The sequence below is a fragment of the Hespellia stercorisuis DSM 15480 genome (assembly GCF_900142165.1).
Classification (GTDB): Bacteria; Bacillota; Clostridia; order Lachnospirales; family Lachnospiraceae; genus Hespellia; species Hespellia stercorisuis.
On sequence record NZ_FQZY01000029.1, the window covers coordinates 21,598 to 34,437 of the forward strand.

At 33.7% G+C, this 12,840-nt stretch carries 7 protein-coding genes; all 7 read left to right on the top strand.

What is annotated here, in order from left to right; all coding sequences use genetic code 11:
• The first annotated feature begins 20 nt into the window (after positions 1 to 20).
• The 7 genes from BUB85_RS10815 to BUB85_RS10845 all read left to right on the top strand — a co-directional run bounded on the left by BUB85_RS10815 (position 21) and on the right by BUB85_RS10845 (position 12,802).
• Positions 21 to 3,263, top strand: a complete 3,243-nt coding sequence (locus tag BUB85_RS10815; protein WP_073110031.1) for a helicase-related protein — start codon at positions 21 to 23, stop codon at positions 3,261 to 3,263.
• Positions 3,264 to 3,275: 12 nt separating this feature from the next.
• Positions 3,276 to 3,887, top strand: coding sequence for a DUF4391 domain-containing protein (locus BUB85_RS10820; RefSeq protein WP_073110034.1), 612 nt, complete (start codon positions 3,276 to 3,278; stop codon positions 3,885 to 3,887).
• A 19-nt stretch (positions 3,888 to 3,906) separates the two neighbouring features.
• The gene (locus tag BUB85_RS10825; RefSeq protein ID WP_159434639.1) at positions 3,907 to 5,706 is read left to right on the top strand and encodes a hypothetical protein; all 1,800 of its coding nucleotides are present in this window, start codon (positions 3,907 to 3,909) and stop codon (positions 5,704 to 5,706) included.
• A gap of 1 nt (position 5,707) precedes the next feature.
• Positions 5,708 to 7,546: a site-specific DNA-methyltransferase gene (locus BUB85_RS10830; RefSeq protein WP_200803563.1), complete on the top strand. Its 1,839-nt coding sequence runs from the start codon at positions 5,708 to 5,710 to the stop codon at positions 7,544 to 7,546.
• Complete coding sequence (locus tag BUB85_RS10835) at positions 7,546 to 7,965, top strand: hypothetical protein (RefSeq protein ID WP_073110040.1); 420 nt, start codon at positions 7,546 to 7,548, stop codon at positions 7,963 to 7,965. The genes BUB85_RS10830 and BUB85_RS10835 overlap by 1 nt, the downstream gene beginning before the upstream one ends.
• 1 nt (position 7,966) lies before the next feature.
• Positions 7,967 to 11,092: a type III restriction-modification system endonuclease gene (locus tag BUB85_RS10840; protein WP_073110043.1), complete on the top strand. Its 3,126-nt coding sequence runs from the start codon at positions 7,967 to 7,969 to the stop codon at positions 11,090 to 11,092.
• Between the two features lie 150 nt (positions 11,093 to 11,242).
• Positions 11,243 to 12,802 (top strand): ATP-binding protein, encoded by a 1,560-nt coding sequence (locus tag BUB85_RS10845; protein WP_073110046.1) that lies wholly within the window; start codon positions 11,243 to 11,245, stop codon positions 12,800 to 12,802.
• The last annotated feature ends 38 nt before the right edge of the window (positions 12,803 to 12,840 follow it).

Here is a 12,840-nt window from a genome sequence, read left to right on the forward strand (position 1 = left end):
TTTCTACGGAGGGACAACAGATGGAACTAGAAGTTATTGATAATGTCAGCAAGACACTAAAAGATGATATTTCAGAGGAGCTTCAGCAAGGTAGTAAACTATCAATTGCAGCAGCTTGCTTTTCTATATATGCTTTTCAGGAATTGAAAAAGGAACTGAAAAATGTAGAAGTGTTAAGGTTTATATTTACTTCACCCACATTCACAACTGAAAAAGCAAAAAAAGAAAAGAGAGAGTTTTATATACCGAGATTGAATCGTGAAAGAAGTCTCTATGGAACAGAGTTTGAGGTGAAACTTCGCAATGAATTAACCCAAAAAGCAATTGCAAAAGAATGTGCGGAATGGATAAAACAAAAAGTAACGTTTAAGTCCAACATTTCAGGCGACAGTATGATGGGCTTTATAAACATAGACGAGACAAACTATATGCCTGTAAATGGATTTACGACAATTGATTTAGGTTGTGAACGTGGAAACAACGCATATAATATGGTTCAAAAAACTAAAACTCCATTTAGTAAAGCCTATATAGATATTTTTGAATCTTTATGGAATGATTCAGCAAAGCTGCAGGATGTTACAGATGAGGTGATTGAAAACATCACTGCTGCGTATCAGGAAAACTCACCTGACTTTATCTATTTTATTACACTGTATAATATTTTCAATGAGTTCCTAGAAGATATATCTGAAGATGTGTTACCAAATGACGCAACGGGATTTAAGGACAGTAAGATTTGGAGTATGCTTTATAATTTTCAAAAGGATGCGGTTCTTGCTATTATCAATAAACTTGAAAAGTTCAATGGGTGCATATTAGCAGATAGCGTTGGTCTTGGAAAAACATTTACTGCCCTTGCGGTAGTTAAATATTATGAAAATAGGAATAAATCTGTTCTCGTTCTATGTCCCAAAAAACTAACGAACAACTGGAACACATACAAAGATAACTATGTGAATAACCCTATTGCAGCAGATAGATTGAGATACGATGTACTTTACCATACGGACTTAAATAGAGTGGCAGGAAAATCAAATGGATTAGATTTGGATAGGCTTAATTGGGGGAACTATGACCTTGTTGTCATAGATGAATCCCATAATTTTAGAAATGGTGGAAAATTGAAAGGTGACGATAATGAAAAAGAAAATCGTTATCTAAAACTTCTTAATAAAGTTATTCGTAAAGGCGTAAAAACCAAAGTCCTTATGCTTTCAGCTACACCTGTAAACAATAGATTTAATGATTTGAAGAATCAGCTTGCATTAGCGTATGAAGGAAATACAGACTACATAGATGATAAATTAAGTACAAGCCGTTCAATTGACGACATATTCAAAAATGCACAAAGGGCATTTAATACTTGGAGTAAATGGGAAGCGTGTGATAGGACAACAGATAACTTACTTAAAATGTTAGACTTTGATTTTTTTGAAGTCTTGGATAGTGTTACGATTGCACGTTCAAGGAAGCATATTCAAAAATATTATGATACCACAGAAATTGGTACATTTCCTACCAGACTAAAACCTATATCCTTAAATCCTAAACTGACGAATCTGGAAAATGCAATAAATTACAATGAGATATTTGAACAGTTGATGAAACTTTCATTGACGATATATACTCCGACACATTTTATTCAGCCGAGTAAGTTGGATAAGTATGCAGAACTATATGAGGATAACAAAGTAAATGTTGGATTTACACAGGCTAATAGAGAACAAGGAATCAGAAGGCTGACGGCTATCAATTTAATGAAGCGTATGGAAAGTTCAGTGTATTCTTTTAACCTGACTTTGAAACGTATTAAGGATTTAATCGAGAATACAATTAAGACTATTGATACTTTTGACAAGACAAGTTCTTTAAAATTGGAAATGACCGATATTTCCAATTTAGATGAATTTGATGGAGAAGACCAGAATGGGGAAGATTTATTTACATTCGGGGAAAAAGTCAAAATTGAACTTGCGGATATGGATTATAAATCTTGGCGAGATAGTCTTGTAAAGGATGCCGAAGTGTTAGAACTTCTGACACTAATGGTTGGAGATATTACACCAGAATATGACAGTAAGCTACAAGAGTTGTTTAAGGTGATTCAGAATAAAATTGATAATCCTATAAACGCAGGAAATAAAAAGGTAATTATTTTTACTGCTTTTGCTGATACAGCAGAGTATCTTTATGACAATGTTAGTAAGTATGTGAAAGATAAATACGGATTAAACACAGCAATGGTATCTGGGTCCGTAGAAGGGCGTACAACTGTACCAAAACTTAGAAGTGATTTGAATACAGTATTAACCTGCTTTTCGCCTATTTCAAAAGACAAGCATTTGTTAATGCCAAATGATAATACAGAAATAGATTTGCTGATTGCAACAGATTGTATTTCAGAAGGACAGAACTTACAGGATTGTGATTATTTAATAAATTATGATATTCACTGGAATCCAGTTCGTATCATACAAAGATTTGGTCGAATAGACCGTATAGGAAGTAAAAATGCGTACATCCAGCTCGTAAACTTCTGGCCAGATGTAACCCTTGATGAATATATTGATTTAAAAGCAAAAGTCGAAACTCGTATGAAAATTGTCGATATGACCGCAACAGGCGATGATAATTTATTGAGCGATGAAGAAAAGACTGACCTTGAATATAGAAAATCTCAGCTTCGTAGATTGCAAGAAGAAGTTGTTGATATTGAGGATATGACAACGGGTATTTCTATAATGGATTTAGGATTGAATGAGTTTAGATTAGACTTATTAGAGTATGTAAAGAATCACGAAGATATTGATAATACCCCATTTGGGTTGCACGCAGTTGTGCCAGCAAATGAGGATATGCCAGCAGGGGTTATTTATGTCTTGAAAAATCGCTCAGATAGCGTGAACATTGATAATCAAAATTGCTTACATCCATTCTATATGGTCTATATAAGTAGTGATGGCGAAGTAGTTTGTGACCATCTTTCGCCAAAAGCAATGCTTGATAAAATGAGATTTCTTTGCAAAGGAAAAACAGAGCCTATTCCAGACCTATATAAGATATTTAATAAAGAAACTCGTGATGGAAGAAATATGAATGAATTCTCAAATCTTCTTGGTGATGCGATTTCGTCAATTATCGAAGTGAAAGAGGAAAGTGATATTTCAGCATTTCTGAATGGTGGACAAGTTAGCTTTTTATCAAGGGAAATTAAGGGGCTTGATGACTTTGAACTAATATGTTTCTTAGTTGTTCGATAAAGGAGTGTAGATATGTTTGGATTGCCTAAAAGCACAGAATTAGTGAAACCACAACAAATACCAAAGACTGCTTTATTTGCAACCTATCAAATGAATGCAGCGGAGAAAGCACGAATAAACAGAGACATTTCAAAGATAGCCATAACAAATGAATTTTCTAAGGCTAAGATAAATATTGAAGAAGGCTTGGAAGTTAAAAACTTTTTTGTTATGAATGTTGCAATAAAAAGCAAAGATTTTAGTGATGCTACCATTGTGAAGATTGCAAAACTTATTCCACAGAAAATTTTAATGGTGCTAAGTTTTGATGATGAAGTAAAATTTGCTGTCTACCATACGAAGTTACTTCAAACCGATTGGAAAAAAAGAGAAAAATGTCGCATTGAAATAAAAGGTATGAATCTCGATGCCGTTTGGGAGAATATCGTAGCTCAAATAGGAGCGATAAAAGTTCAAGCAGATTCTTCACTGGAAGAGCAGCTAGAACTAAAAGAAAAGCGAGAAAAATTATGCAATGAAATTTCCAAGCTGGAGAAACAAGCACGAAATGAAAAGCAACCAAATAAGAAGTTTAATCTGGTTAAAGAAATAAATAAAATTAAGGAACAATTGGATAATATTTGAAGTAAAGGAGTAAATGAAATTGGCGTTAGATAACAAAGCAATAGAAATTTTGTCGGTTAATGAAGTAAAAGACAAGATTGTTACATCTCAGTTCTTAGACCAATTTATTGCGGACAATGACAAAGAACCTTCTTGGGATGGATTCGTATATATATATGGCAATAAATCGAAAAAGAAAAGTGACTTGAAAGGTCGTATGCCAGTTCAAGTTAAAGGCAAAGAATGTGATGACCATACGAAGGATAAAATATCATTTTCTATGGAAACTACAGATTTACGTAATTATCTATACGATGGAGGGTGCGTTCTTTTTGTTGTATACATAGGAAATAATGGCTTGACTAAAAAGATTTATTATGCTGAATTAACGCCTATAAAACTAAGAAAACTTTTAAATGAAGCGAAGGAACAAGGACACAAGACAGTACATTTGCAAAAATTTCCGACGGATGAAAATCAGAAAGCTACAATATTTTTTAATTGTCTGCAGAATTGCCAGAAGCAAGCGAGTCTTGGAGAAGGTAAACTATTTTCTCTAGAGGAATTGCAAAAAGAAGGGGTATTGGAAAATATAGTTATACCATTCTCTGGTGTAGGCTTTGATGACCCGCAAATGGCATTGATAAAGAGTGAGGTATATTTATATGCTAAAATAAAAGGAAGTTCAATTCCACAACCAATAGATATAATTCCAGAAGATGTACATACAAAACAAAATATGGATGCCTTGATTTCAGTTGAAGACAAGATTTTTTACACAAATTATGAAGTTATTAAGGGTATAAATGGAGTGACATTGTGCTTTGGTAGTAGTTTTAAAATGACATTTGCAGAAAATGAAAATTCTTGCAAAATCAAATATAAGAATTCTGATAAGATGAGGATTTTGGCTAAAGACCTTGATTTTCTGCTTTCTTATATAGACAAAGGATATTTTAAAATAAATGAAGTGAAAGTTCCTTTTGATTACAAAGGAGCAGATACAGACAATTTTGATATTGAAAAAGAAAGAGAACATTTAGAATATGCACAGAGAATTGTAGATACATTAGATATTCTAGGTTGTTTAGACGATATAGACATAAATGATATGGGGGATGAGGATTGGAGAAATCTTAATAGACTGGGAACTGCCTTTATTGATAAAAAACCAGTGAAAGGTTTAAATACAGGATTGCCGATTGTTTGTTGTATGAAAGTGGCAAAGCTAAGAATTGTAGTACATTTGGAGGAACTAGAAGAAAAGGGAACATATGAAATAAGTGATTTCTTCAACGATGAATTCAGGGTCGAATTTGAGGATACTAAGGGAAATATGTTACCAATTTCACCGTTTTGTATTTTCCATAAAGACGATTTTCTTACCATAAGCAATATGAAATTTGAAATGTTACTTCCATCCTATCAAAAGACAGAACATCATTATGAAACTTATAATAGAGCAAACTGGTTTTTGCTTGAATTATTAGGGGCGTATGACAATGCAGACGGGATAAGAAAAGAAAAGCTTATTAAGACCTGTGATGAGTTTAGCAACTGGCTTTTGGAAGCACCTGATGAGGAATTAGATTATCTAGTAAAAACACTAAACAGATTGCAAGTGATAAGAAGACAAAGAGAGTTTAATGATGATGAAATTGCTTCTTTATATGAAATAGTCGAAAGTCAAGAAAAAAATGATGGCTGTATTGTTGGAGCATATCTATTATTAGGACAACAACAAGCTGCGAAAAGACATTTTGAAAAAATGAACGATAAAGAACAAGAAGAATTTGTAAAATATCCAATATATAAATTTTGGTTAACGGAGGAGAATTAGAATGGACAAATTAAAAATGCACACACCTAACAAGGCAGATGAGAATTACGAAAAATTGGAAGCGATGTTTCCCAATGCCATAACTGAAACCATTGATGAAAATGGAGAGGTTGTAAGAGCAATTGATAAAGATGTGCTTATGCAAGAAATTTCCTGCAAAGTAGTTGAAGGGCGTGAAGAACGTTATCAGTTTACTTGGCCTGACAAGAAGAAATCAGTTCTCCTTGCCAATGCACCTGTTGCAAAGACATTACGCCCTTGTAGAGAAGAAAGCGTTGAGTTTGATAATACAGAAAATCTTTACATCGAAGGTGATAACCTTGAAGTGTTGAAGTTATTACAAGAGACCTATCTAGGAAAGATTAAGATGATTTATATTGACCCACCATATAATACAGGCAATGATTTTGTATATGAAGACGATTTCTCTCTAACAACAGAAGAGTATATTGCCAATAGCGGTCAACTTGATGAAGAAGGGAATCGACTTGTAAGAAACCTTGATAGCAACGGACGATTTCACACAGATTGGTTAAATATGATTTATACACGAATTAGATTATCTAAGGATTTACTTTCAGATGATGGTGTTATATTCATATCAATTGATGACAATGAAATAGACAATTTATCAAAAGTATGTTCAGAAATATTTGGTGAATCAAATTTTGTTTGTAAGTTTATTTGGAAATCAAAACTTGGTAAAGTTGGAACTACATCAACAATATCTGCAACTCACGAATATATTCTTTGTTATGCAAAGAAATTAGAAATGTTGTCTTTTAAAATGATAAGAAATGAAACTGATGGACGAAAAGAGAATTTAAGACAGTGGGGTGTGGCTGACCGTCGTGAAGACCGTCCATCAATGTTTTATCCAATTACAATTGATAATGTTAGTGTTCTTCCAATAAAAGATGATGGAACTGAAGGAAGATGGAGAGTGGGCGCAGAGATGGCACAAACACTTTTAGACGAAGGCGTGCTTGAATTGAGTGAGAAGAATGGAAAATATAATATTTATAGAAAATTCCCTTCTGGGGTATCATACACACCTTATGATACACTTTTGCTAGAAAACATTGGAACAACGGCAAAAGGAGCTGCAATGTTAAAAAGTTTGGATTTAACAAAAGCATTTGATTTTTCAAAGCCAGTTGATTTGATTAAACATTTTGCATATTTATGTACAAATGAGGATGATATAATTTTGGATTATTTTTCGGGCTCAGCAACTACTGCTCAAGCAGTACTACAATTAAATGTGGAAGATTCAGGAAATAGAAGATTTATTATGGTACAGTTACCAGAAGAAACAGATGTAAAATCCGAAGCGTACAAAGCGGGATATAAGAATATTTGTGAAATTGGTAAGGAGCGTATTCGTAGAGCTATTAAAAAAATAACTGAAGATAATCCAGATGCCAATTTTGATGGTGGATTCAGAGTTCTGAAATGCGATAGTTCCAATATGAAAGATGTTTATTATAATCCGACTGAATATCAATCAACACTTTTTAATTCATTATCGGATAATATTAAAGAAGACAGAACTTCTGAAGATTTATTGTTCCAAGTAATGCTCGATTTGGGGGTTGAATTATCAAGCTCAATAGAAGAAACAGAATTACTTGGGAAGAAAGTATTTAATGTTGCTAATGGATTTTTAATTGCCTGTTTTGATGAAAATGTAAGTGAAGATGTTGTTACAGAAGTAGCAAAGAAAAAGCCATATTACTTTGTTATGCGTGATAACTCGATGGCTAATGATAGTGTTGCTACTAATTTTGACCAATTATTTGCAACATATAGTACTGACACAATAAGGAAGGTGTTGTAATGAGTGGGACAATTGATTCTCTTTCAAGGATTCAGGGACTTGCAGACAAATTGAAAGACATCTCTATGCCAACAATGCCTGACGAATCAATTTTATACCAATTTAAACCTGAATTACCAAAGATAGAAATTGATGAGAAAAGCACATTTGCATATCAAATGCAACAACAAACAAATCAAATTCTTGAAAAGAGTAATGAACAAATAAGGTTGCTTACAGAGCATAATGAAAGACTGGAGAGTAACTATAAAAAACTGGAAGAACTTTATAAACTCAAAGAGAGAGAATTAGTTGAGGCAAAGCAAGAAACGAGAAAGACAAAAAGAATGAGCATTGCAATGCTTGTCGTTGCCATTATTTCTATGCTTGTTGCAAGTGCAGCGTGGGCTAGTCCGCTGCTCATAGGAGGTGTCGCATAAAATGAAATTTAACTTTAAAATACAAGAATACCAAACGGATGCAGTAGAAGCTATAGTAAGTGTGTTTAACGGTCAAAAGAAGTATGACAAAATCAGTTATATAAGAGATATAGGAAAACGTACTAAAAAGGCAGAGCAAATGACTTTCGCTCCTAATTCGGATAATGGTATTGTTGAAATGTATGACCCTCTTGATGATACTGGGTACAAAAATGAAGTAATTGAACTGACAGATGACCAACTTCTAACCAACATACATCACTTACAAAGTCAGAATAACATTAAACATTCAGCAAGTCTAAACAAGGACTTAGGGCGTTGCTCCCTTGATATTGAAATGGAAACTGGAACGGGAAAAACATATGTATATATTAAAACTATGTTTGAGTTATATGAGAAATACGGGTGGTGCAAGTTTATTGTTGTAGTGCCAAGTATTGCCATAAGAGAAGGTGTAAAAAAATCATTTGAGATTACAGCAGACCATTTCAAAGAACATTATGGAACAAAGGCAAGATTCTTTGTATATAATAGCTCTAACTTAAAAGAATTAGATAATTTCTCTCAGGGAGATAAAATAAATGTAATGATTATAAATACACAAGCTTTTGCTTCTTCTCTTAAGGAAGATGGAAGAAGCAAGGAAGCTCGTATTATCTATTCTAAACGAGATGAGTTCGGCTCAAGAAAACCTATTGATGTTATTGCAGCAAATAGACCAATAATTATCTTGGATGAACCTCAGAAAATGGGTGGTGCAGTTACACAAAAAGCTCTAAAGAACTTTAATCCATTGTTCAGCTTGAATTATTCTGCAACGCACACTGTAAAACATAATACAGTTTATGTTTTGGATGCTTTGGATGCATACAACAAGAAACTTGTAAAGAAAATTGAGGTAAAAGGATTTGAAGTAAAGAACTTCAGAGGAACAGATAGTTACCTTTATTTAGAACAAATATTGCTTTCTTCAAAGAAGCCACCTATGGCTCGTATTGAGCTTGAGATTGCATACAATAAATCCACTAATAGAGAAACCCGTATTCTTGGAGTAGGGGATAATCTTTATTATGTTTCTCAGGAAATGGAACAATACAAAGGATACACAATTTCGGAAATCGACCCACTTACGGGAACAGTTACATTTACTAATGGTGAGGAAATAAAAACGGGAGAAGTTGTTGGCGATGTATCTGAAAGTGATATGCGTAGAATTCAAATAAGAGAAACAATCAAATCCCATTTTGATAAAGAAGGAGTATTGTTTAATCAGGGAATTAAAACCCTTTCGCTGTTCTTTATTGACGAGGTAGCAAAGTACCGTCAATATGATGAAGCTGGAAATGAACTATTAGGCGAATATGGGAAAATGTTTGAGCAGGAATACCTTAGTATCCTTAATGAAAAAATTACTTTGATTGATACTCCATATCAGAGATATTTGAAGTCTATGTGTAGTGAAGTATCAGAAATACATAAGGGATATTTCAGCATTGATAAGAAAACTGGGAAGAGTATTGACAGTGCGGTAAAAAGAGGCAGTGAGTTCTCAGATGATATTTCAGCATACGACCTGATTCTGAAAAATAAGGAGCGTCTATTATCTTTTGAAGAACCAACCAGATTTATTTTCTCACATTCAGCATTAAGAGAAGGATGGGATAATCCGAACGTATTCCAAATCTGTACACTAAAGCATAGCGATAGTAATACCGCAAAACGTCAGGAAGTTGGTCGTGGGCTTAGACTTTGTGTTAATCAAGATGGAAATAGAATGGATAGTCAAAGCTGCGGTGAAAGAGTTCACGATATAAATATGCTTACAGTTGTTGCAAGTGAAAGCTACACTGATTTTGTTACTGATTTACAAAGCGATATTAAGAAAGTACTTTTTGATAGACCAACAGTTGCAACAAGTGAATACTTTAGCGGAAAATATGTAAAAGTAGATGATGTTCCGACACTAATTGACGATGAAAAAGCCAATGACATTGAATTTTATCTTATTAGTAATGGCTATGTAGATAAGAAACGCAAAGTAACAGATAAATACAGAGACGAAATTGCAAATGGTACAGTTGCAGAACTACCAGATAATTTAAAACCGATGGCTGAGGGAATACATTTGCTTGTCCAGGCAGTATATGATGATAGCATTCTTAAAGATATGTTTAGTGATGGTCACGAAACGAAAGTTACAGAAAATCCACTTAATGCTAACTTTGAAAAGAAAGAGTTTCAGGCTTTATGGAATCAGATTAACCATAAGTATGCTTATACCGTTGAATTTGATAGTGATGAACTAATCCAGAAATCTATTGCTCATATTGATGAGAAACTTTTTGTTGCCGAATTACAATATACAGCTACAATTGGTCGTCAGACAGATAAAATAGATGAGTATGAAGTAAGCAGAGGAGCGTCTTTTGTCAGAGAATCATCAGGTACTTATGGACTGAAACACGCCGAAGTGAGCCAAATCAAATATGACCTTGTTGGAAAAGTAGCGGAAGGCACTACTCTTACGAGGAAAACAGTTGCAAAGATTTTGGCAGGAATAAAAGTTGACAAGCTCTATATGTTCAGAAACAATCCTGAAGAATTTATCTCAAAAGTTGTGAAGCTTATCAATGAGCAAAAAGCAACAATGATTGTAGAACATATTACATATGACCCTATTGAGGGAGAATATGATAGTACAATTTTTACCGCTGAAAAGAACACTCAAAGTTTTGAAAAGGCATTCGTTGCAAAAAAGGCTATCCAAGACTATGTTTTTACTGATGGGTCTGCCGAAAAGAGCATAGAAAGAAAATTTGCAGAAGAGTTAGATTCTGCTGATGAGGTCTGTGTATATGCAAAACTTCCAAGAACATTCCAAATTCCGACACCGGTTGGAAACTATGCTCCAGACTGGGCAATTGCTTTCTATGAAGGAAAGGTAAAACATATATTCTTTGTTGCTGAAACTAAAGGTACAATGGAAAGCCTGAACCTAAGACCTATTGAACAAGCGAAAATATCTTGTGCGAAGAAGCTATTTAATGAGATGTCTACAAGTAAGGTAAGATACCACGATGTGGATAGTTATCAGAGCTTATTAGACGTAATGAAGTCAATGCAGTAAAATTGTTTCTTAGGTAGGTGAACTATGAGTTTGAACACTTTTGAAACTATATGGAAAGCAATATGGTTGATAAATAATTGAAATACTACATAAGTACGGAAAATGCAGTGTTTAAGGCACTGTGTGTGGAATGGTGAAAGGAGAAATTATTTGAAAATACATTCTTTAGTAATTAAGAATTTTAGAGGATATAAGGGCGAAACAAAAGTATTATTTGATGATTTGACAGTCTTTGTGGGACAAAATGATATTGGTAAATCAACAATACTTGAGGCATTGGATATTTTCTTCAATAATAACAAAGGAATTATCAAGATAGACCCACTAGACGTGAATATATTTGAAAAAGAGGAAGGAAATGAGGAAACAATTATTTCCGTTACATTTACAGATTTGCCAGATTCTATTGTTATAGATTCAAGTGCAAGCACAACTTTGGAGAAGGAATATCTTATCAATGAAGATAACCAACTTGAAGTGGTCAAGAAATTCAAATCTGGTGGAAGTGCAAAAGTTTTTATTAAAGCATTTCACCCAACACATACTGAATGTGCTGATTTGCTTTTGAAGAAAAATAAAGACCTTAAGAAGATTATAAAGGATAATTCCATAGAAGTTGAGAATCAAAATGTAAATTCAATTATGCGCGAAGCTATATGGAAGCATTATAGTGATTGTTTGGAATGTAAATCTATAGAAATAGATACATCAAAAGAAGATGCAAAAAATATATGGGAGAAATTAAATTGCTATATGCCAGTATATTCTCTGTTCCAGTCTGACAGAAAGAATAGTGATGGGGATAGCGAAGTTCAAGACCCATTGCAAGAAGCAGTCAAGCAAATACTTAGTGACGAACAATTACTAGAAACTTTAAATATAGTTGCTCAAGAAGTTCAAGATAAACTAAAAGAAGTTGCTTCAAGAACACTTGATAAATTAAGGGAAATGGACCCTAATGTTGCTAATAGTCTAAACCCAGTCATTCCATCAACGCAGGGGTTAAAGTGGCAGGATGTTTTTAAGAAAGTATCAATTTCTGGGGACGGAGATATTCCAATCAATAAAAGAGGTAGCGGGGTAAAACGCTTAATACTACTTAATTTTTTTAGAGGAGAGGTTGAGCGAAGACTAGAAGCAAGTGACAATACAGGTGTCATATATGCGATTGAGGAACCTGAAACTTCGCAGCATATAGACAATCAAAAGAAATTAATTGTAGCTTTGAAAAGTTTATCAGAGATGGCTAATGTGCAGGTTGTACTGACTACCCACAGTTCATTTATTGTAAAACAACTTGATTTTTCCAATCTAAGATTGATAAGTAAGGACAAGGAATCACATCAGAAGAAAATTGATAAGGTATTGCCAGGGCAATTAAGTTATCCTTCCTTAAATGAGGTGAACTACATTGCTTTTGATGATGTGACGATAGAATATCATAACGAACTTTATTCATATATTGAGTATCGTGGGTGGATAAACGATTATAGAAGTAAAGCGCAGAATACCAACCGCACATATAATCGTGTTATGAGGGATGGAACAATCAAGGCAGAACAGAAAATTCTGTCAGAGTATATTAGAAATCTTATTCATCATCCCGAGAATAGGGAAAATGCAGCATATTCACACCAAGAATTGAATGAATCTATTGTAAGTATGCGAGATTATATCCAAACAAAGACCGATGAAACAGAATCAGAATAACGCAGATAAATTGGATTGATTATAGAATGACATTTATT

Bases quoted from the DNA above. Each gene is read 5' to 3' on its own strand.
- BUB85_RS10835 (WP_073110040.1), top strand. From the start codon at position 7,546: ATGAGTGGGACAATTGATTCTCTTTCAAGGATTCAGGGACTTGCAGAC.
- BUB85_RS10815 (WP_073110031.1), top strand. From the start codon at position 21: ATGGAACTAGAAGTTATTGATAATGTCAGCAAGACACTAAAAGATGAT.
- BUB85_RS10840 (WP_073110043.1), top strand. From the start codon at position 7,967: ATGAAATTTAACTTTAAAATACAAGAATACCAAACGGATGCAGTAGAA.
- BUB85_RS10830 (WP_200803563.1), top strand. From the start codon at position 5,708: ATGGACAAATTAAAAATGCACACACCTAACAAGGCAGATGAGAATTAC.
- BUB85_RS10820 (WP_073110034.1), top strand. From the start codon at position 3,276: ATGTTTGGATTGCCTAAAAGCACAGAATTAGTGAAACCACAACAAATA.